The sequence below is a fragment of the Nonomuraea sp. NPDC048881 genome (assembly GCF_040649795.1).
Classification (GTDB): domain Bacteria; phylum Actinomycetota; class Actinomycetes; order Streptosporangiales; family Streptosporangiaceae; genus Nonomuraea.
Map to the genome: position 1 here is coordinate 71931 of NZ_JBEZGC010000012.1, position 20459 is coordinate 92389.

19 protein-coding genes and 1 pseudogene are annotated in these 20459 nt (G+C 71.7%); 8 read left to right on the forward strand and 12 right to left on the reverse strand.

Translation table 11 applies throughout. The features are described from left to right. Window positions 1-74: 74 nt before the first annotated feature. A complete protein-coding gene (locus AB0C33_RS35020; protein WP_358295200.1) occupies window positions 75-1034 on the forward strand; it encodes a transcriptional regulator in 960 nt (319 codons plus the stop codon). Continuing rightward, the gene (locus tag AB0C33_RS35025) at window positions 1031-2020 is read left to right on the forward strand and encodes a LuxR C-terminal-related transcriptional regulator (RefSeq protein WP_358295203.1); all 990 of its coding nucleotides are present in this window, start codon (window positions 1031-1033) and stop codon (window positions 2018-2020) included. The genes AB0C33_RS35020 and AB0C33_RS35025 overlap by 4 nt, the downstream gene beginning before the upstream one ends. Here AB0C33_RS35025 and AB0C33_RS35030 read toward each other — a convergent pair. Next, window positions 2015-3517: a nitrilase-related carbon-nitrogen hydrolase gene (locus tag AB0C33_RS35030; RefSeq protein ID WP_358295206.1), complete on the reverse strand. Its 1503-nt coding sequence runs from the start codon at window positions 3515-3517 to the stop codon at window positions 2015-2017. The genes AB0C33_RS35025 and AB0C33_RS35030 overlap by 6 nt on opposite strands. A 127-nt stretch (window positions 3518-3644) precedes the next feature. On the opposite strand from AB0C33_RS35030, the pseudogene AB0C33_RS35035 reads away from it, so the two are divergent. Both AB0C33_RS35035 and AB0C33_RS35040 read left to right on the forward strand, forming a co-directional pair. Continuing rightward, window positions 3645-3872, forward strand: a pseudogene (locus AB0C33_RS35035) (SDR family oxidoreductase); the annotation flags it as partial. Further along, the gene (locus AB0C33_RS35040; protein ID WP_358295208.1) at window positions 3862-4392 is read left to right on the forward strand and encodes a MarR family winged helix-turn-helix transcriptional regulator; all 531 of its coding nucleotides are present in this window, start codon (window positions 3862-3864) and stop codon (window positions 4390-4392) included. The pseudogene AB0C33_RS35035 and the gene AB0C33_RS35040, both read left to right, overlap by 11 nt. A gap of 86 nt (window positions 4393-4478) precedes the next feature. Here AB0C33_RS35040 and AB0C33_RS35045 read toward each other — a convergent pair whose 3' ends face one another. The 4 genes from AB0C33_RS35045 to AB0C33_RS35060 form a co-directional block, all read right to left on the reverse strand. Beyond that, window positions 4479-5423: a hypothetical protein gene (locus AB0C33_RS35045; protein ID WP_358295211.1), complete on the reverse strand. Its 945-nt coding sequence runs from the start codon at window positions 5421-5423 to the stop codon at window positions 4479-4481. Next, window positions 5420-5752 carry a helix-turn-helix transcriptional regulator gene (locus tag AB0C33_RS35050; RefSeq protein ID WP_358295214.1) on the reverse strand — a complete coding sequence of 111 codons (333 nt, stop codon included), beginning with the start codon at window positions 5750-5752 and terminating at the stop codon, window positions 5420-5422. The genes AB0C33_RS35045 and AB0C33_RS35050 overlap by 4 nt, the downstream gene beginning before the upstream one ends. A 60-nt stretch (window positions 5753-5812) precedes the next feature. After that, a complete protein-coding gene (locus AB0C33_RS35055; RefSeq protein ID WP_358295216.1) occupies window positions 5813-6592 on the reverse strand; it encodes a hypothetical protein in 780 nt (259 codons plus the stop codon). 116 nt (window positions 6593-6708) lie between these two features. Beyond that, a complete protein-coding gene (locus AB0C33_RS35060) occupies window positions 6709-10002 on the reverse strand; it encodes a serine/threonine-protein kinase (RefSeq protein WP_358295219.1) in 3294 nt (1097 codons plus the stop codon). Between the two features lie 96 nt (window positions 10003-10098). Here AB0C33_RS35060 and AB0C33_RS35065 point away from each other — a divergent pair, with 96 nt between their 5' ends. Together AB0C33_RS35065 and AB0C33_RS35070 are read left to right on the forward strand one after the other, a co-directional pair. Then, window positions 10099-10671, forward strand: coding sequence for a hypothetical protein (locus AB0C33_RS35065; RefSeq protein WP_358295222.1), 573 nt, complete (start codon window positions 10099-10101; stop codon window positions 10669-10671). A 69-nt stretch (window positions 10672-10740) separates the two neighbouring features. Next, window positions 10741-11325 carry a dihydrofolate reductase family protein gene (locus AB0C33_RS35070; RefSeq protein ID WP_358295225.1) on the forward strand — a complete coding sequence of 195 codons (585 nt, stop codon included), beginning with the start codon at window positions 10741-10743 and terminating at the stop codon, window positions 11323-11325. Window positions 11326-11391: 66 nt separating this feature from the next. On the opposite strand, the gene AB0C33_RS35075 is transcribed toward AB0C33_RS35070, so the two are convergent. The 3 genes from AB0C33_RS35075 to AB0C33_RS35085 form a co-directional block, all read right to left on the reverse strand. Further along, the gene (locus AB0C33_RS35075) at window positions 11392-12399 is read right to left on the reverse strand and encodes an RNA polymerase subunit sigma-70 (protein ID WP_358295228.1); all 1008 of its coding nucleotides are present in this window, start codon (window positions 12397-12399) and stop codon (window positions 11392-11394) included. A gap of 227 nt (window positions 12400-12626) precedes the next feature. After that, window positions 12627-12872 carry a hypothetical protein gene (locus AB0C33_RS35080; protein ID WP_358295231.1) on the reverse strand — a complete coding sequence of 82 codons (246 nt, stop codon included), beginning with the start codon at window positions 12870-12872 and terminating at the stop codon, window positions 12627-12629. A gap of 145 nt (window positions 12873-13017) precedes the next feature. Further along, window positions 13018-13350 carry a hypothetical protein gene (locus AB0C33_RS35085; RefSeq protein WP_358295234.1) on the reverse strand — a complete coding sequence of 111 codons (333 nt, stop codon included), beginning with the start codon at window positions 13348-13350 and terminating at the stop codon, window positions 13018-13020. Here AB0C33_RS35085 and AB0C33_RS35090 point away from each other — a divergent pair. Both AB0C33_RS35090 and murJ read left to right on the forward strand, forming a co-directional pair. Beyond that, window positions 13328-15097: a right-handed parallel beta-helix repeat-containing protein gene (locus tag AB0C33_RS35090; RefSeq protein WP_358295237.1), complete on the forward strand. Its 1770-nt coding sequence runs from the start codon at window positions 13328-13330 to the stop codon at window positions 15095-15097. The two genes, AB0C33_RS35085 and AB0C33_RS35090, sit on opposite strands and share 23 nt — an antisense overlap. 91 nt (window positions 15098-15188) lie before the next feature. After that, complete coding sequence (murJ, locus tag AB0C33_RS35095) at window positions 15189-16787, forward strand: murein biosynthesis integral membrane protein MurJ (RefSeq protein ID WP_358295240.1); 1599 nt, start codon at window positions 15189-15191, stop codon at window positions 16785-16787. Here the strand turns inward: murJ and AB0C33_RS35100 are convergent. The 4 genes from AB0C33_RS35100 to AB0C33_RS35115 form a co-directional block, all read right to left on the reverse strand. Next, window positions 16777-17622: an SAM-dependent methyltransferase gene (locus AB0C33_RS35100; RefSeq protein ID WP_358295243.1), complete on the reverse strand. Its 846-nt coding sequence runs from the start codon at window positions 17620-17622 to the stop codon at window positions 16777-16779. The two genes, murJ and AB0C33_RS35100, sit on opposite strands and share 11 nt — an antisense overlap. A 70-nt stretch (window positions 17623-17692) precedes the next feature. After that, window positions 17693-18421: a GntR family transcriptional regulator gene (locus AB0C33_RS35105; protein WP_352323582.1), complete on the reverse strand. Its 729-nt coding sequence runs from the start codon at window positions 18419-18421 to the stop codon at window positions 17693-17695. A gap of 56 nt (window positions 18422-18477) precedes the next feature. Beyond that, a complete protein-coding gene (locus tag AB0C33_RS35110; RefSeq protein ID WP_358295247.1) occupies window positions 18478-19473 on the reverse strand; it encodes an acetylxylan esterase in 996 nt (331 codons plus the stop codon). A 25-nt stretch (window positions 19474-19498) separates the two neighbouring features. Beyond that, window positions 19499-20356: an amidohydrolase family protein gene (locus tag AB0C33_RS35115; protein ID WP_358295250.1), complete on the reverse strand. Its 858-nt coding sequence runs from the start codon at window positions 20354-20356 to the stop codon at window positions 19499-19501. Window positions 20357-20459 lie beyond the last annotated feature (103 nt).

Sequence of the window (20459 nt, forward strand, 5' to 3'; positions counted from 1 at the left end):
ATTCCGCGCCATATCAGGAAAGATGACCTTTCGTCCTCTTCACGCCGTTGGCGGGAAGAGGACACGATGGGCGCATGCTCGAATCCCTGGGCCTGTCGACGGCCGAAGAGGCGCTGTACCAGACGCTGATCGAGGTATCGCCGATCACCGCCGCCGACCTTGAGCGGCTGGCCGGCCCGCAGGCCGCGCTCTGCGCGAGGCTCCAGGAACTCGGCCTGGTCACCCGGCTGCCGGAGGACCCGCCCAGGTACGCCGCGGTCGCCCCGAGCATGGGCCTCGACGCGCTGATCAGCGCCAGGGCCAGGGCGCTGACCGCCGCCCGGGCCCGCATCGCCGGGCTCAGCGCCGCCTTCCACCGGGCGGGCACCGAGCGCGACGCCGCCGGGCTGGTCGAGGTGGTGATCGGCAGACAGGCGGTGAACGACCGCTTCGAGCAGGTCCAGCGGGAGACGCGCCGCTCGATCCGGGTGTTCGACGCGCCGCCGTACGTGGGGGTGGTCGGGGCGAACGCGCGCGAGTTCGACCTGCTGGCAAGGGGAGTGAACTACCGCGTCCTGTACGACAGGAAGGCGATGGAGCTGCCCGGGGCGCTGACGGTGGTCACCGACTACATCACCGCCGGCGAGCAGGCCCGGGTCGGCGAGGTGCCGATGAAGCTCGTCCTGAACGACCGGCCGACGGCGATCGTGCCGCTGCGGCACGACCGGCACCTGGTCGAATCCGCGCTGGTGGTGCACGACCCGACGCTGCTGGCGGCGCTCGGCGCGCTGTTCGAGATGAACTGGCAGCGCGCCGTCCCGCTGGGCGTGCGGCAGGGGCAGGCCCGGCTGCCCGAGGAGCGGAGCCCCGCCGACGCGCACGAGGACCTGCTGCCGCTGCTCATCTCCGGGCTGACCGACGCGGCCATCGGGGCGCAGCTCGGCTGGAGCGCGCGCACGGTGCGCAGGCGGGTGCAGGCGATGATGGTCCAGCTCGACGCGCAGACCCGGTTCCAGGCCGGCTACCAGGCCGTCCTGCGCGGCTGGCTGCGGTGACGCTCGAAGCGCTCGGGCTGGGCCCGGCCGAGGAGGAGCTCTACGAGCTGCTCGTCGAGTGCTCGCCGGCCACCCTCGACCGGCTCGCCGCGGGCTTCGCCGGCTCCGGCCTGCCCGCGCTGCTGGCCGGGCTGGAGAGCAAGGGCCTGGTCGACCGGCTGCCGGACGAACCGGCGCGGTACGTCGCCGTCGCCCCCGACGTCGCGCTCGACGCGCTGCTCACCGTCGCCGAAGAGGGGCTCGCGCGAGCCAGGGAGCGCGCCGCCGACCTGGACGACGCCTTCCAGCAGCGCGCCTGCGGGCAGCAGCCGCCGCTGGTCGTGGAGGTGATCACCGGCGCCGCCGCGGTACGGCAACGCCTCCTCCAGCTCCAGCGCGCGGCCCGCCACCAGGTGCGGACCTTCTCCCAGCCGCCGTACTTCGACCGGCACGCCAGCGTGGCCGCCCACCGCGAGCTGCTGGAGCGCGGCATCACCAGCCGGGTCATCTACGAGCGCGACTTCATCGACCGGCCGGGCGCGCTGCGGCTGATCGAGGGGATGATCGGCGCGGGCCAGCTGGCGCGGGTGCTGCCCAGCCTGCCGATGAAGCTCTACCTGGTCGACGACCGGTTCGCGCTGCTGGTGCTGCGCTACGAGTCACCCGACTCCGCGGCGCTCCTGGTGCACCCCTCCGGGCTGCTGGAGGCGCTGAGCAGGCTGTTCGAGGGGCTCTGGGCGCGGGCGCTGCCGATGCGGCTGACCGGTTCGCGCGAGGCGCCGCAGGACGACGAACGGCTGATCGCCCTCCTGCTGACCGGCCTGACCGACGAGGCCATCGCCCGCCAGCTCGGCATCGGCTACCGCACCGCCCAGCGGCGCATCGCCGAGCTCATGGCCAGGCTCGGCGCCCACACCCGCTTCCAGGCCGGCGTGCAGGCCGCCCGCTCCCAGGCCCGGAGCACCCCGCAGGACCCGCACGGCCCGTACGGGCGGCCGGGCTCATGAGCCTTCCCGGCCGGCCGACGGTGGGGTGACGGTCGGCCGCCTGATGCGCATGGCCACGGCCCCGAGGACGGCCATCGCCGCGAGACAGAGCCAGGCGAACACGTCCCCGATACGCGCATATATCGTCGGATCACTGGCGACAGGCACATACGCCGCCATCGTCTGCTGCCTGGTGGTGAAGTAGTCGGCCGAGGTGAGCGTCCGGCCCTGCGGGTCGAAGACCGCGGCCAGGCCGTTGCCGGCCTGTCGGATCAGCGAGTAGCCGTTCTCGACCGCCCGGACGGCCGCCTTCTCGGTGTGCGTGGCGCCGAAGCCGTACCAGTCGTTGGACGGCACCAGCATCAGGTCCACGTCGGCGGCCTGCCTCATCAGGGCGGGGAAGTCGGCGTCGAAGCAGATGACGTTGGCCAGGCGGCCGAACGGGGTGTCGGCGGTGGGCACCCTGCCGTCCCCGGGGGCGAACGGGTCCATGCCCGGCACCGGGCGGGCCTTCTCGTACGTCCATCGGGCCCGTCCGTTCGGATCGACGAGCACCGTCTCGTTGCGCATGTACGGCGGCGCGCCGGTGATCACGATCAATCCGGCGTCCACATAGCTGCCGGTCCGGACGGCGACCGCGGCGATCGCGTCGATCAGCCGCTGCTTGTCGGCCTCGCGTGCCGCGCCGCCCGCCTCAGGCCAGACCACGATCCTGGCTCCGGCGCTCGCCTCCCGTTCGGTGGCGGTCAGCAGGGAGTCGTTGACCGGGGCGAACGCCCGCCGAACCGTGTCGGGATCGGCCCCTGCGAGCTGTTCCGGCGAGGGGAAGCCGTTCAGGGCCTTGTCGGACGCCTCCAGAACCGAACGTGCGGGACTGACCCCGGCCACCCGCACGGTCTCGCCGGCTGGCGCCGCGAGCGCCAGGCGCATGCTTCCGCCGACGAGCACGAGCGTCAGCACGGCACCGAAGGGCGCCACTCGCCGCCAGGTGAATCCGTCCTGCCAGAGGTGGTTGCAGACGGCGGCGAACCAGGCGATGAGGAAGCTGACGCCGTAGCCGCCGGTCACCGAGACGAGCTGGAGCAGCGGGAGGTTGTCGTGCTGGGTGGCGGCCAGCGAACTCAGGATGTTGCCGACGGGACTGACGTTCGCGAGCGCGTACTCCACGCCGACCACCCCGAGGGGGAAGACCAGCGTGGCCCACGCGCCGGGTAAGCGCGCCGCGACGAGACGGTCGAGGGCGTACGGCACGACGCCCGTCAGCGCCATGACCAGGGAGAGCGCCAGCACCGGGCTGAACACCGGCAGCCCGCTCTCGTAGAGCCAGAACGTGGTGGACACCACGGTGGCGAGTGCGATGCCGCCCAGCGCCGGAAGCGTCCGGCTCGTGCGGGAGAAGCGCAACAGCAGGATCAGATGGATCCACGCCGCTCCGGCCACCTCCCATCGGCCGTGCGCGGCCACGAGCGAGAGGGCGGTTCCGGCAGCGAGCGCCGCCCAGCGAGTCACATGATTCATGCGGCGAATGTAGGCAGCGCGGCCCTCATCTCCCCATCCCGAACTCCCCCGAACCGCAGTAGGGAATACCCCCGGCAGCGGCGGGCCGCCGGGACGGCAGGGTGCCGGTGGCGCGGCGGGGCCGCGCGGCATCACGGTGAACGTGGTCGCGCCGGGGTTCATCGAGGACACCGAGTTCTTCGGCGGCGCCCTGGACGACGACCGCCGCGCCACCCTCGTCGCCCAGACCTGCACCGGCCGCCCCGGGACGCCGGGAGACGTCGCCGAGACCGTCCACTGGCTCGCCTCGCCCGGCGGCAGTCATGTCACCGCCCAGGTCGTCCAGGTCAACGGCGGCGCCGAACGTGGCCGCTGACCTGCCCCGCGACGGAGCCGACGCGATCCAGGACGCCTGGCGGCGTGAGCTGCCGGGCGTCCCGGTGGACTCGACCGGGGTCATCACCCGCATCTGGTGGGCCGCCAAGGTCTTCGGCGACGAGCGCCGCCGCCTGCTCGCCGGTCTCGGCGTGGACGTCGCGACGCTGGACCTGCTGTCCACCCTGCGCCGTGCCGGGCCGCCGTACCGGATGAGCCCCGGCGCGCTGGCCGAGGCGTGCATGGTGACGCGCGGCGCGATCACCCAGCGCGTGGATCGGGCCGTCACGGCGGGGCTGGTCGAACGGACCACCGCCGGATCGGGCTACCACACCCGTGCGGTCACCCTCACCGAGGCCGGCCACGCCCTGCTCGACCGCGTCGTCGCCGGTCTGCTCACCGCGGAGGACCGCCTCGTCGGCCACCTGCCGCTCCAGCGCCGCGAGCAGCTCGCCGACCTCCTGCGCGAACTCCTCGCCGGATTCGGCGGCCCCGAGCCCACCGGCCAGGTCGGCGACTGACTCCCGGACGGCGGCTGCCACGCCGACGTGACGCTCGTCCGCCTTCCCATCGACCGCAGGCGCGAGCCTCGGCGGCGGGTTCTTGCTCAAGAAGCCGGGGCTCGTCCCAGGCTTCTCCGCCGCCGGGTCAGGGCGGCCGCGGCGGTGAAGGCCAGGGCCGCGCACCCGAGCTGGGCAAGGGCCGTGAAGGTCGGCACCGACGGCAGGTCCCCGAGGTCGCCGAGGGCCGCCGCGGGCACGAACAGCAGCAGCGCCGCCCGCCGCCCCACGGCCGACCGGCACGCGTACCCGGCCGCCAGCCCGACCACGACGAGCCACGGCACGGGTTTCCAGCTCACGATGTCCTGGTGGGTGATCACGTCCACCCAGCGCACGATGGCCTTGCTGGCGGTCAGCCCGACCAGGGCGAGCGGCCCCCACAGCAGGAACGCGCGCCGCGGAACGGCCGTGATCGCGCGATGCGCCGCGGGCGCGAAGGCGATGGCGACGGACGCGAGCTGGGCCAGCAGGACCGGGCCGTGGTTGGGGAACAACAGTGTGTCCAGATCCAGGAGACCGGGAAATGGATTGCCTGCCTGATACAGCGCAAACGCGACCACGCCGAGCACGGCGATCCACCGCCGACCGAGCAGCACGGCCAGCGCCGGCAGGGCCGCGATGACGATCGGCCCGGCCAGGTACAGGATCCAGACCGGCCGCTCCACAGCGGCGGCCCCTACGCCTTCTACGGCTTCGGCCCCCTGAAGCAGCCCGGTCGCCAGCGCACCTGCCAGCATCAGGAACGGCCACAACGCCACGGCGAGCGCCAGCCCGGCGCGCCAGGCCGGCGAGGATACCGGGCCGAAGGCGCGCCGCCCGTGGACGCGCAGCGCGCCCCACAGTAAGTCCGCCGCGTCGGCCGGATGAGGACGGGTCTGGCCCGGCCGCGCTCCGGCGAGGAGCACGCCGATCATCTCTTCCTCATGCCGCGCCCGGTGGTCTCGCGGGTAGGTGGCCAGGAGGCGGCGGTAGCGGGCTTCGAGCAGGCTCATGCCACGCCCCCCGAACCGATCGCGCGCAGGCGTGCGGTGGCCGCCTTGGCGTGCCTGCGCATCCGCTCGGCCTCCGCCGCCAGTCTCGCGGCGCCGTCGCCGGTCAGCCGGTAGTAGCGGCGCACCCGGCCGTCGACGATCTCCTCCCGGTCCTCGGCGATCAGGCCCTCTTCCTGGAGCCGGTCGAAAGCGGCGTACAGGGTGCCGGCGCGCAGGCGGACCTGGCCGTCCGAGATGCGCTCCACGTCGGTGATGATGCCGTATCCGTGTTGTGGACCGGCAGCCAGCGCGGTCAGGATCAGGAAGGTCGGCTCCTGCATCTGTCTCATGTGATCAATATATACCGGTCACCTACCTATCGACGGTACGGCCTTCACAACCGATCCGCTCTAGCGGCGGCGGCCGGTGGATTTCCTGGTGCAGGTGGTGCAGCGGCGCTTCCATGACGGTGTCGAACCGCCGTCGTCGTCCGCGCAGGAGGCGCCGATCGTCGTCGAGCAGCTTCCGCTGTAGGTACGCGTACGGGTGCCGCCGTCGTCGGTGACGGTCGGGGGCTCCTGCTCGACGATCGCCTTGCTGCCCTTGCCGCCGCTCGGGCGCGCCCTGAACCATGAGGAGTTCTCGTTCGAGAAGAAGGAGCCCTTCGCGGCCTGCTTGCCGACCGCGGGGATCTGGCCGGACAGCAGAAGGTAGTACCAGCCGTAACCGGACCTGTCGTTCTCGCAGTGCTTGTCGGCGGCGCGGACCCGGGTCTCCTCGCGGACGCAGATCTCGATGCGGTCGTCCTCGTCCAGGATCATGTTCGTCACGCCCTTGCCGCCCTTCCTGGGAGCTCGGTACGTCAGACCGGTGTACTCGCCGGTCACTCCCTTGCCGACCTTCCTGCCGATGGCGGGGATCCTTGCGGTGCCGGTCAGGAGGCGGCGGGCGTAGCCCTTCACCTTGTCGTCGCAGAACTGGTAGTCGACCCTGACCGACGTGGCCTTCCTGACGCAGACCTCGACGCGATCCTCATCCGCGTCTTCCGTGCTGTCTGCCGCGGAGTCGCCGCTCCAGGCCTGCGAGGGCTGGACGGCCTGCTCGGTTGCAGGGGGTGCGGCGGAGCAGCCTGTGGCGAGGAGGAGTGCCGCCAGCGAGAGGCAGGCGAGGCGTAAGACGGTCGGCGACAAGGGACCCACTTTCCGGAGATGTCGGCATATCGCAGTCGTGACGATCAACGGCTCGCCTCAGAACCGGGGTTCCCCCATTCAGGTAGGGCGGACTTCCTCTTCGAGCCGGCCGCCGGCTAGGGACACACCTTTCTGTACGGCAGCGCGTGTACGATCACCCGCCACTGGGCCGCGCTCAGCCCGCCCGCCTTCGCGCACACCGCCGCCGCCACCGCCTCCCCGCCCACGGCGTGCCGCCTGACGAGGCCGTTGCCGTCCACGGTCAGCACAGCCGACCCGTCGGCGGTGAACGCCACGTCGAGCGGCTGCCCGATCTCCGGGTCCTGACCGCCGCCCTCGTCGAGCAGCGTGCCCAGGTCCGTGCCCGACATCACGTCGACGAGCCGCACCCTGCCGCCCACCTGGAGGCTGGCCAGCAGGTCCTCGCGCGGCGAGTAGGCGGCGGGGACGTCGAACCCGCGCGCGGTGGCGAGCCTGCGGCGCGTGGCCACGTCCCAGACCGTCATCCGACGCCGCGCGTCGAGCACCACGACCGCCCTGCCGGAGCGGGTGAAATACGCGCGCACCCCCTCGGCGTCCCTGCCGCCGCCGCCGAACGCCGGCGCCATGGCCTTGCCGCCGGCCGTCTCCAGCAGGTGCACCCGGTCGCCCGCCACCACCAGCGTCCGCCCGTCGGCGGAGAAGGCCGCGTACGTCGCCGCGCCCGCCTTGGCCGACCACACCCGCCGCCTGGTCCGCCGGTCCCACAGCTCGACCCCGCCCTGCTCGGTGACCACGGCCAGCCTGGCGCCGTCGGGGGAGAAGGCCGCCTGCGCGGCGGACGTGCGCAGCGTGCCCTGGACGGCGGCCGAGGCGGTGTCCACGATCCGCACCTCGGGCCCGTACATGGCGACGAAACGGGCATCCGGGCTGAACACCGCGTTCTCCGCCTCCGGCAACGCGCCGATCTTCCGCCCGCCGACGGCGGACAGCTCGCCGTCGCGGACCACGAGGCGCCCGTCGCCGCTCAGCGCCGCCATGCCCACGAGGTGATCGTCGTTCTCGACGCTCAGGTCGGCCACGTCCACCGAGAAGACCTGGTCGCCCAGCAGGTAGCGGAAGGTGCTTCCGTCGAAGGCCCCCTGCACTGCCCCCTCGCCCCCACGTACCTGGACCGAGGTGAGCAACTGCGTGTCCGACCTGCGCCAGAACTGGATGGACCGCGGTCCCGCCGTCGCGATGAGGCCAGGGCCGAACACGGCCGCGCCGCCGTTCCAGGTTCCCTGGGTGCCGGCGCCGTCCTTGTCGCCGATGACGTCCTTCGCCCCGGTCCTCAGGTTGGTCAGCTCCAGCAGGCGACCGCGCTGTGCGGCCCGCCAGACCCCGTCCCGGCTGAACGTGCCCGCCGGGGCGGGCCCGAGCGCCTTGGCGGCGCCGGTTCGCAGGTCCCAGCGGGTACGCCGGTCAGCCTCCTGGAGCAGGACGGAGTCGTCCCGCTCGAACGTCACGTCGACCCACTCGCTCGTGAAGTCCTTGGCAGTGGGGAAGGCGTGGTCGCTGATCGGCCTGCCACTGGCGAGGTTCACCGCGGTGGCGCGACTGGCCGTCACGGTCACCAGCACCTTGCCCGACGGGCTCAGCGTCACGCTGTCCAGCGGCTCGGCCGCCCGGGTGGCGAGCGTCCGCAGGAGGCGGCCGTTCCGCACGTCCCAGACGCGGGTCGTGGTGGAGTCGGCGCTGATCAGCGTGCGGCCGTCGGCGCCGAGCGTCCGTACCGTGTCGCCCGCGGTGGACGGGTCGCCGAACATCGCCGTCTCGCGTTGCGCCAGCGAGGCCACCAGGGCCGCTCTGGTGGCCGGCGTGTGGTCCAGTCGCCAGGCCGCGAGGCTCGCCAGCATCGCCTGGCGCGGGTCGCTCCGGCGGGTCGTGGCCGCCGCCGCCAGCCTGGCCGCCTCCGATCTGGTCAGCTGCCCGGCGATCTGCTCGGCCCGGTCGTCGGCCACCGCGCTCTGCTGCACGGCCAGCCCGCCGGCCACCAGCGCGATCACCAGCAGCCCGCCCAGGCTCAGCGAGGTCAGCCGGGCCCGCCTGGCCCTGTGCCTGGCCAGGGTGGCCGCCGCGGCCAGGAAGTCGCGTTCGGTGGGCGACAGGGTGATGTCGCGGCGGGCGGTGGCCGCCCACTGCATCGCGTTCTCCAGGTTGCTGCCCTGGAACAGGTCGCCGTCCCGGCGTCCCGCCGCCTCCCAGCGCCGCGCCGCGGTGAGGATCTGCCGGTGTACGGCCAGGCCGTCGAGGTTGGACTCGATCCACCGGCGGTACCGCGGCCAGGCATGGGGCAGGGCCGGCCTGGCCAGCCGCACGCCGCCGTCCTGGTCGGCCAGGAGGTAGCCGAACACGGCCAGGATCCGCCGCACGGCGGCCGCCTCGCGCGGTGCCCGCCCCTCCACGAGCTCGGCCAGCTCGGCGTGCCGGGCCGACAGCTCGCCCGCCTCGTCCACCGTCACCAGCCGCAGGAACACCTCGGGGACCAGCTCGCGCTCGGCCGGATCGAGCATCGTGTACGCCTGCTCGGCCAGCGTGCCGAGCGCGGGATCGTGCCCCTGCGCGCCGATCCCGGCGGCCCGCTGGCCGCCCTGGGCCAGCAGGCGGGCCGTGTCGAGGGCGCCGTCGCCGCTGACCAGCGCCAGCAGCAGCTCGCGGGCGGTCGGCCGCTGGGCCGGCTCCTTGGACAGCGCCGAGGCGACCAGCCGGCGCAGCGTCCTGGGCAGCGCGGACAGGTCGGGGGTGGCCGACAACACCTGGTGCATGATGCTTCCCAGGTTCTCGGCGTGGAACGGATCACGGCCGGTGGCGGCGAAGACGATGACGCCTCCCCAGGCGAACACGTCCGCCGAGGCGTCCGCACGCTGGCCGATGAACACCTCAGGGGCCATGTAGGTGGGCGTGCCGCTCACCACGCCGGTCGCGGTGAGCGACATCTCGGCGGTCCTGGCGATGCCGAAGTCGATCACGCGGGGACCGTCCGGGCCCAGCAGCACGTTGTCGGGCTTGAGGTCGCGGTGGATCACCCCGGCGTCGTGGATGGCGGTCAGCGCCGTCGCGATGGCGGTGGCCAGGCGGTGCAGGTCGTCGCCCGCGAAGATCCGGCCCGCCGTGCGCAGGCTCGGGCCCTCCACGTACTCGCTGACGATGTAGGGGCGCGGGCCCTCCAGCCTGGCCTCGATGATCGGCGCGGTGCAGAACGAGGCCACCCGCTGGGCGGCCGCCGCCTCCCGGCCGAGCTGGGCCGCCTGATCGCCGTGCAGCACCTTGATCGCCACCCGGCGTCCGTCCTCGGCGTAGGCCTCGTACACCACGCCCTGGCCGCCGGCGCCGAGCCGCCCCGCCAGCCAGTAGCGGCCGAGCCGCTGAGGGTCTCCTTCGATCAACACGCTGGGTTTGATGCGCTCATCACGGATGAAGTTCCGCCCAAAATGCCGTGAAAAGAGTGCCGAACCCTTCTTGATCCGGACGCATCCAACCCTGACATGCACAAGATTCAGAACCTTGCCGCCCTGGCCGTGCTCCCCGTCGCCGCAGCTCTCGTGGCCCTCCCCGCGCAGGCGGCGGAGCGTCCCAGCTGTCCCGCCCCCTCCAAGGCGGACGTGCGGCGCTCGTCGGCCGCGAAGGTGGACAAGCCCGCGCGAGGCGCGGCGGCGATGAAGGGGGTCCGCGTCGACCACATCCCGAAGGGCTTCACCTACGGGCAGGTCCTCGTCAACAAGCACGACGGCATGGTCGAGTACAGCTACCAGTGGTCGGACGACCGCGACGACATGAGCCGCCGGCACCGGTCGCTGTGGGTCAGGGTGGTGTGCTGGCCGAAGGCGACCTCGGTGGCGCAGCTCAAGAACGCGCCGTTCCACATCGGGACCTTCTCCGGTGACACGACCACCACGAAGATCGGCGATCGCGAGGTGCTTCGCCAGGGGGGTGACGGCGCGCTGGGTGCCGGTGTGTACTCGGGCTGGGTCGAGCGCCCCGGGGTCGTCGTCACCGTGATGGCGACCCCGCCTCTCGTGCCGGGGCTGACGAAGATCATCAGGGGCATCCGGCTCTGATCCTGCCGATTAGGTTTCCGCGCCGCGCCCGTCTGTACACGTGACATCGACTCACGGAAGGCCGGCACGATGCGGAAACTGATCTTCGGCATGAACGTGACCCTGGACGGCTACATCGCCGCGCCCGGCGACGACATCGGCTGGAGTGCGGGGGAGGGGCCGGACTCGTCGCCGAGCGCCGAGCTGTTCCAGTGGTGGTACGACCAGATGCGGGCGAGCGAGCTGACGCTGTACGGCCGCAAGTTGTGGGAGGCGATGAGCTCCCACTGGCCGACCGGCGACCAGCGGCCCGACGCCACCCCTGCGGAGATCGCGTTCGCGCGCCTGTGGCGGGACATGCCGAAGGCGGTGTTCTCGTCGACGATCGACAAGGTCGACTGGAACACCCGCCTGGTCACCGGCGACGCGGTCACCGAGATCACCAGGCTCAAGGCCGAGGACGGCGGCCCGATGGACATCGCCGGCGCGACGCTCGCCGCGGCGGCCATGCGGGCCGGGCTGATCGACGAGTACGCGATCGTCACCCATCCCGTCCTGGTGGGCGGCGGCACGCCGTTCTTCACCGCGCTGGACGGCTGGGTGAAGCTGAACCTGGTCGAGACGCGCACCTTTCCGGGCGGCGTGGTGCTGACCCGATACGAGACGCGGCGATGAGCACAGGGCCGACGCGCTGAGGACGAGGAGGACGGTGACGCCGGCCCGTGCGCCGGCCCTGTCCGATCACAGCGTCGCGGGCAGGCTCAGCCATGGCTTGTCGGTGGCGTCGAACCCGGTCAGCTCGGCGATCCTCCCGTCGGCGATGCGCAGGACCGCGATGGTGAACAGACGATGTTCCGGGCCGTCGGCGGTGCGGAGGTACAGCGCGGCGGCGGGCATGAGGTTGACCGTCGTGGCGATGCAGCGCCAGTCGTCGTAGCCGCGCTGGAAGAGCCCGTGGGAGACCCAGCCGTCCACCGCGTCCTCGGCCGTGACGATCAGGGTGCCGGGGTCGGGCAGCATCGTGAAGCGCAGGTCGTCGCGGAGCAGGGCCGTCAGCCCGTCGAGGTCGTTGCGTTCATGGGCGTCCATGTACGACTTCACCACGCCGCGCTCGTCACGCGACAGCTCGTGCGTGGCAGGGCTCCGCCAGTCGAGGCGGCGGCCGGGCAGCTGCTCGCGCATCGTCACGCGGGCCCGCTGCAGTGCGCTGGTCACCGATGCGACGGTCAGCTCCAGGGCGCCGGCGGCCTTCGAGGCCGGCCAGCCGAGGACGTCGCGCAAGATGAACACCGCTCGCTGCCGCGGCGGCAGGTGCTGGACGGCGACGATGAACGCCAGCTCGATCGTCTCCCGCGCCACCACCGATTCCTGCGGATCCTCCGGGAGCATCCGGTCCGGGTAGGGCTGCAGGTGGCGCACTTCCGAGCCGGCGCCCGGCAGCTCGGCCGGCACGGGTGTGCGGTCGTTGCGCTTGTCCAGGAAGTCGAGGCAGGCGTTCGTCGCGATCCGGTACAGCCAGGTCCGCAGCGTGGCGTGGCCCTTGAACGACTCCCGCTTGTGCCACGCCCGCAGGAACGTCTCCTGCGTCATGTCCTGGGCGTCGTCGTAGTTCGCGAGCATCCGGTAGCAGTGCACCTGGAGCTCACGCCGGTAGGGCTCCGTGATGAGCGCGAACCGTGCCGCGTCATGCGAGCGGGCCACCGCGATGAACGTGGCTTCGTCGTCGTCTGCCGGTCTGGCGTCGGTCATGGTCGTCAATCCTTCCGCGGGTGGCGAGGGGCTGCCAGTACTGACGACGTGGCGGAGCATTTCTGAGCGGTGCACCCGCTGACACCGGGCCGCTCGTCAGGGAGGCCCGCTCGCCTTGACGTAGCCGGGTCCGAGGACGTCCAGAAGCGCCAGGGCCTCGGTGTCAGTGCGGAAGGCGCCAGTGGCAGTCGCCCTCGATGCACAGTTCGGTGGTCGTCCCGCCCAAGCTACTTGAAGGTGATCGCGCCGGTGACGGTTTCCCCGCTCAGCCGTCCGTTCTTCAGCAGGGCGGCCAGGGTCGCGGGCTCGGCCGGGTTGACGAGTTGCTCGTCATGGCCGAGCAATTCGGTGTGCCAGAGGTGCAGCCGGTGATTGTCCTTGCGCCGGCGTTCGGCTCGTTCGCCGGCGCCACCTGACAGGGTGGTCGTCTCGGTGAAACGCATGCCGCGTCCGGCCGCCAGCACGGCCTTCACCGCCTGCACGGGATCCTTGCTCACCCTGCGCGTGGGCCTGCGGAGGCGGGGGCGTGTTCGCGTTCTGGGGAGCGGTCGAGTGGGGGGCGATTGAGCAGTAATTTGTCCAATTTGTCCAAGCTTCGATCTTGTGAGCGGACGCGGGCTACAGTGACGACGGCCAGCAGTCAATGGCAGTAAAGGCTGGCCGAAACCCGAGGAGAAGATGAATGAGAAGAACGTGGCCAATGGCGTTGGTGGCGCTCGCCGCTGTCGTCATGGGCGGCGCGACGCCGGCGAGTGGCGACGCCGGCGATCCGGCGACCAAGACGACGACGACGGCGACGACGGCGACGACGGCGACCAGAACAGCCACGGCGACGGCGAAGGCCGCGGTCTGCGGAAGCGCGTCGCTGAACGGCCCCACCACCCCGCCCGCCGGCGCGGAGGTGGTGCCCGCGGGCGACAACAGCGGCGTGAATTTACGCAAGGCGAACACCACGTACTACTTCGAAACCGGCACGCACACGCTGGAACAAGCCCAATACGCCCAGATCCTGCCCGGTGAGAACGCGACGTTCATCGGCGCGCCCGGCGCGGTGCTGGACGGGAAGGGCGTGAACCAGTACGCGTTCGGCGACACGGCGACCGGCGTCACCATCCGGTACCTGACCGTCACCGGGTTCGTCGCGCCGCAGGAAGAGGCCGTGGTCAACCACAGCGCCGCCGACGACTGGATCCTGGAGCACAACACGTTCCGCGACAACTCCGGCGCGGCGCTGATGGCCGGGGCCAGGAACCAGATCCGCGGCAACTGCATCAAGGACAACGGCCAGCTCGGCCTGAACGCGTCCCAGCACGGCGACCACATCACCGGCCTGGTGGTGGCGGACAACGAGGTCACCGGCAACAACACCGACGACTGGGAGCACCAGGGCCAAGGGTGCGGATGCACCGGCGGCCTGAAGTTCTGGGCGGTGAACGGCGCCGACGTGACCGGCAACTGGGTGCACCACAACCACGGCCCGGGGATCTGGGCGGACACCAACAACAACGACTTCCTTATTGAGAACAACCTCATCGAGGACAACGAGTCGATCGGGATCTTCTACGAGATCAGCTACAACGCGGTGATCCGGAACAACACCCTCCGCCGCAACACCTGGAAGGCGGGTGCCGAGCGGGCGGCGAAGGGCGACTCGTTCCCCGACGCGGCGATCTACCTGTCCGAGGCGGACGGTGAGCCGCGCATCCCGGCGCGGACCGGCAAGATCGAGGTCGCCGGCAACCTGCTGGAGAACAACTGGGGCGGCATCACCGCGTGGGCGAACGCCGACCGGTTCTGCGGCAGCGCGGCCTCGACCACCAGCGACTGCACGCTGATCGTCGGGCCGGCCAACACCTCGAAGTGCGCGCCGCCGGCCATCAAGGACGAGCCGCTCTACACCGACTGCCGCTGGTGGACGAAGAACCTCGACATCCACCACAACACCTTCTCCTTCGACCCCGGTGCCGTCGACGGCGGCTGCTCGACGCAGTACTGCGGGCAGATGAGCCTGCTGTCCAACTGGGGCACGGCGCACCCGGAGTGGTCCCCGTACCTGGGGGAGAAGATCGAGAAGTCGATCGTCTTCCAGTCGAACAACTCCTGGCACGACAACACCTACACGGGGCCGTGGCAGTTCAGGATCTACGACATGGGCAGACGCGTCACGGCCGCGGAGTGGGTCGGCCCCCAGTACGGCCAGGACGCCGGCAGCACGTTCGACGGCAAGGCGCCCGAGGTGCCGCCGATCACCGAGCAGACCTTCGAGGACGTCTCGACGGCGCCCTACTCCGCGTGGTACGGATCCAGCCTGGCGCACCAGACCGGCGACGCGCACGGCGGCACGGGCTCGCTGCAGCTGACCAGCACCGAGGGGTCGGGCAGCGCGGTGGCGCTCGACAAGTACCCCGGATACAGCGGGGTGATCGCCGGCAAGAGCTACCGCGTGTCGCTGTGGCACCGGGAGGCCGCGGCCACGATGCCCACCGTCACCTGGAACGTGCGCTGGCGCGACGAGGACGGCGCGGTGTTGCGCACCGACCCCGTCCCGCTACCCCGGAAGACGGCCTGGACCGAGGCGGCCGGCACGTTCACCGCGCCGGCGGGCGCGACCCGCGTCGACTGGACCTTCGTCTGGAGCGCCCCCACCGGGTCCGCGTTCCGGATCGACGACGTGGCGATGCGGGCCGCGCAAACGTAGTAGGCATGAAGAACACCGAGGCCCCTCCGGTGGGGGGCCTCGTCCCGACGCCGTCGTTCCGGCACCGAAACGCAGACGGAGGAGATCACTCATGCCTGATCAACCCAGGCTCATGCGGACGGGACGGGCGATGGCGATCGCCACCTTCGTCTCAAGGGCCACCGGCTTCGTCCGCACGCTGGCGCTGGTCGCCGCGCTCGGGCTGGGAACCAAGCTGCTGGACGCCTACACCGCGGCGAACGTCACCCCCAACACCGTCTACGAGCTCGTCTTCGGCGGCGCGCTGGCCGGCGTGCTCGTGCCGCTGCTGGTCCGCACGGCCGCCGACCGCGACATCGACGACGACCTGTTCGCCCAGCGGCTGCTGTCGCTGGTGGTGTACGGCCTCGGAGCCGTGGTGATCGTGACGATCGTCGCCGCGCCGTTCGTCGTGGACCTCTACGTTCCGGGGTTCAGCCCTGACCAGCGGCATCTGGCGGTCGTGTTCACCCGGTACTTCATGCCCCAGATCCTGTTCTACGGAGTGAGCGCGACCCTGGCCGCGATCCTCAACGCGCGCAGCCGCTTCGTCTCGCCCATGTGGGCGCCGGTGGCCAACAACCTTGTCGTCATCGCCACCGCCTCGGCCTTCCTGCTGATCGGCGGCACCGGGAAGCTGGAGTCGCTGACCGGCGTCCAGGTGCTGCTGCTGTCGATCGGCACCAGCGCGGGGGTCGCCGCCCAGATGACGGTCCTCGTCGTGGTCAGCCGGCGAACCGGGTTCCGGCTGCGGCTGCGCGCCGACCCGCGGGGCATCGGCGTCCGGCGCATCGTCGCCCTGGCCGGATGGACCATCGCGTCCGTGGCCGCGGCCCAGGCCGTCTTCCTCGTGATCACCCGGATCGCCTCGCAGGCCGGGCCCGGCGCCGTCGCCGTCCACTCCAACGCCTACACCCTGTTCCAGCTGCCCTACGCGGTCATCGCGGTCACCGTCATCACCGCGGTCCTGCCCAGGATGAGCCGGGCGGCGGCCGATCGTGACCTCGCCCGGGTGACCGCCGACCTGTCCCGGAGTCTGCGGCTCACCGGCGTGGTCCTGGTTCCCGTCGCCGCGGCTCTGATCGTGCTCGGCCCGCAGCTGACGACCGTGCTGTTCGCCCACGGCAACGCCTCGCCCGCCGCCGCCCGCCTCACGGGCTCGGTGCTCGCCGTCCACGGCCTCGCCCTCGTCCCGTTCGCCGGCTACCAGATCATGGTGCGGGTCTTCTACGCGCTCGGCGACACCCGCACCCCGGCTCTGCTGAGCGTCGGCGTCTCCGCCGTCACCGTCGCCGCCGGCCTGACCGCCGCACGACTCGCGCCAGGACCGAACGTGGTCATCGCCCTCGCCGCCTGCTCCGCCGTCGCCTACACCGCGGGGATGCTCCTCACGGCCCAGATGCTGCGCCGCCGGATCGGCAGAGTCGACGGGCACCGCCTTCTCGGCACCCACACCCGGATGCTCGCCGCGGCGATCGTCGCGGGTCTGGCCGCGGCCGTCGTCAACCGCGTCCTCGGCGCCAGGCTCGGGACGGACTGGACCGGCTCGCTCGTCACCCTCTGCACCGCGGCCGCGATCGGCGCCGCCCTCTACGCCCTGGCCGCGCGGGTCCTGCGCATCACCGAGTTCAGAGCCCTCACCGCCGCCCTCCGGTGGCCGGTCAGGCCTTGACGGCGAGGCCGCCGTACATCGAGACCATGGAGTCCTCCACGAGCAGCGCCCGGTCGTCGGGCCGCCACCGGTGCACCGGCACCACACCCGGCTCGATGAGCTCGAACCCGGTGAAGAACTCCTCGATCTGCGCCCTGGTACGGGCCTTGGACATGATGCCGCGCCGGTTGTACTGGGCGACGGCCTCGCTCACCAGCCGGCTCGGCGCGCTGTCCAGCGTGATGGTGGACAGGGCCAGGAAGCTGCCCGGCGGCAGCGGCTTCATCAGGTGCTCGATGATCGAGCGCACGTCGGAGTCGTCGGGGATGAAGTGCACCACGGCGATCAGGCACAGCGCGACGGGACGGGTGAAGTCGAAGGTGTCGCGGACCTCGGCCGAGCCGATGATGGCGTCCGGGTCGTTCAGGTCGGCCTGGATGTAGCGGGTTCTGCCCTCCGGGCTGCTGGTGAGCAGGGCGCGGGCGTGGACGAGGACGAGGGGGTCGTTGTCCACGTAGACGACCCGGGCGGCGGGGTCGGCCTGCTGGGCCACCTCGTGCAGGTTGGGCGAGGTGGGCAGCCCGGTGCCGATGTCGATGAACTGGTCGACGCCGCGCTCGGCCGCCAGGTGGCGGGTCACCCTGACCATGAAGTCGCGGTTGGCGCGTACGGACGTCGGCATGTAGGGGGCGATCTTGATGACCTCCTCGGCCGCCGTGCGGTCGGCCGCGAAGTTGTCCTTGCCCCCCAGGAGGTAGTCGTAGACCCGCGCCGAGTGCGGCACGTTCGTCCTGAGATCGACCCCCGTCCGCCTGCCGCCGGCCACCCCCGCACCTCCGCGTTGATCAACTGCCATGTGCCCCACGTTAGCGGGATTCAGGGGGTGGAATCCGGCGAATCTCACCTGGAACAACAACATCCTGGGTTCAGCGAGAAGAGGGCTTGCTCTTCTTGCGGGCGCGGCGGTCGGGGACGGGGGAGCGGCCCGCGGAATGGTCGGCGAACGCCTCGGCCGCCTTGGCGGGGTCGCCGTCGCGCAGCAGCGAGACCAGGCGGCCGTGCTCGTCGGCCATCGCGTGCCAGTCGCCGTCGAAGAGCGGGTCGGCGATGGCGCGCAGCGCGCGCAGGCTCGGTTCGAGGACCTCCCACATCCGGGTCAGGAACGGGTTCCCCGCGATCTGGCTGACCCTGGTGTGGAAGGCGATGTCGATGTCGCGGAACTTGCCGACGTCGTTCATCGCCACGGCCTGGTGCATCTGCTCGACCAGGTCCTCCAGCTCGCGGAGCTGGTCGTCGGTGACGTGCCCGGCGGCGAGCTGGGCGGCCAGGCGTTCGAGCGGCTCGCGCACCTGGCGGGCGTACTCGGCGTGCTCGGTGGAGATCTCGACGACGAAGTTGCCGCGGCGTGGCACGTGCACGAGCAGCCCCTCGCGGGCCAGCTGCTTGACGGCCTCGCGAACCGGCGCTTGACTCACGCCCAGACGGCGTGCGATCTCCGACTCCACCACGCGCTCGTTCGGCGCGAGGTCGCCCTCGACGATGGCCTGGCGGAGCAGCTCGTACACCCGATCGGAGATCAAGGTGGGACGGACCGAGTCTTTGCTCGTGGCCAGTCTGGAGGCGAAGTCACTGTTGGCTTGCCGTGTCGATGCCATGAAGTCCTCATCATGCGATCTCGCGCGTCCCCGATCCCCGCTGTCATGATACGCGATCATCGGTTAGCAGGTATCGATTGCAGCCGGTCCGCCAGCCAGGCGAGCTTGACGGCCTCGTGCGCCGGGCCGCCGCCCTCGTGGTCGTTGAACGGGTAGACGCTGATCCGCTTGCGCGCCTCGGGCAGGTCGTGGAGCGCGCCGTAGTGGTTGAAGGCCGCGTACACCGTCGAGGGCGGGCAGATGCGGTCCATGAGGCCGACGGAGAAGAGCGTCGGCGCGTTGGCCCGGCGGGCGAGCGTCGCGCCGTCGAAGTACGACAGGGTGCGCATCGCCGTCTCGGCGTGTTCCCGGTGCAGCTTCACGAACCGGGTGAACTCCACGTACGGCGGCTGGTCGGTGAAGGTCGTCGCCCGCCCGAAGTGGCACAGGAACGGCACGTCCGGCATGACGGCCACGAGATCGGGGACGAGCCCGGCCACGGCCAGGGCGATCCCGCCGCCCTGGCTGGTCCCGGTCACCGCGATCCTGGACGCGTCCACCTCCGGATGCGTGCGCACCGCCGCGACGGCCCGCACGGCGTCGGTGTACAGGCGGCGGTAGTAGTACCGCTCGGGGTCGAGCACGCCGCGGGTCAGGAAGCCGGGGGCCGCGACGTCGCCGGTCGCGGGATCGGGGTCGGGCGTCTCGGCGCCCTGGCCGCGGGTGTCCATGACGAAGTGCGCGTAACCGGCGCACGCCCAGAGCCGCTTCTCGTGGGCCACGCCGCGGCCGCTGCCGTAACCGAGGTACTCCACGACGGCGGGCAGGGGGCCGGTCCTGGTCACCGGCAGGTGCAACCAGCCCTTGACGGGGTGGCCGCCGTAGCCCGCGAACGTGACGTCGAAGGTGTCGATCGTGGCCAGCCCGTTCGGCGCCGGCTCGGCCGTCATGGCGAGGTCGATGCCGCTGGTCCCGGCGAGCGTCTTCGCCCAGAACGCATCGAAGTCCGCCGGTTCCGGCAGGGTCGGCAGGTACCGTTCGAGCTGGTCCTGGGGCAGGTCGAAATGGGCCATCGATTAACCAATCATCGCTTATCGATCAACTGTCGCATCGAAGCAGGGGCTCCGGAGCGTTGTCAACCGGGGGTGCCAGGCGGTACGCGCGTTCGGCGGTGGTGCGCAGCACCCGCTCGCGCTCCGCGGCCGTCAGCCCGGCGAGCCCGAGCGTGGCGAGCCGCAACGACTCGGCACGGGACCCCCGGGGCAGGCAGATCGGCCAGTCGGACCCGACGACGCACCGGCCCGGACCGAACGCCTCGACCACGTGGGCGACCAGTGCGGCCACCCGTTCCGGCGGCACGCCGTGCTGCTGGGTGAGCAGTCCGGAGATCTTCATGATCACGTTCGGGGTGCGGGCCGCCCGGCGCACGTGCTCGCGCCACTCGCCCGGGTCGGCCGCCAGCAGGTTCGGAGGGTTGCCGAGGTGGTCGACGACCACGGTCAGCTCCGGGTGCCGCGCGGCGACCTCGGCCGCGACGCCGACGGCGGCGGCGTGCAGGTTGAGTTCGAGCGCCACCCCGAGCTCGGCCAGCACGGGGACGAGCGCGCGGGCCGAGGCGGGCGTGGCCGCCCACGAGGGGCCGCCGAGCCGCATCCCGTTGGGGCGGGCCTCGTCCATGAGATCCCGGAACCGGGACGGCTCGATCCCGGCGTGGACGTTGAGGTTGCCGACGTGCCCGGCGATCAGGCCCGGGTGACGCAGGCGCAGGTCGCGCAGCCGCCCGGTCTCGCCGCGGTCGCCCCTGGACGCCTCGACCAGGATCGTCCCGGTCAGGCCGAGGCCGTCGCCCGCCGCGGCCAGGTCGCCGGCCGTGAACGACCGGTGGTGGGGTGACTCCGGCGTGATCCACGGATAGCCGCCGTCGAGGTCCCAGAGGTGGGCGTGGCAGTCGATCACCTGTGCTCCGTATGTTCGGCCAGTATTGACACGTTGATCCGCGCTCATGATGATTCTAGTCATCGGCTATCGATCAGCGATTACAGGTGTACTCATGCGCATG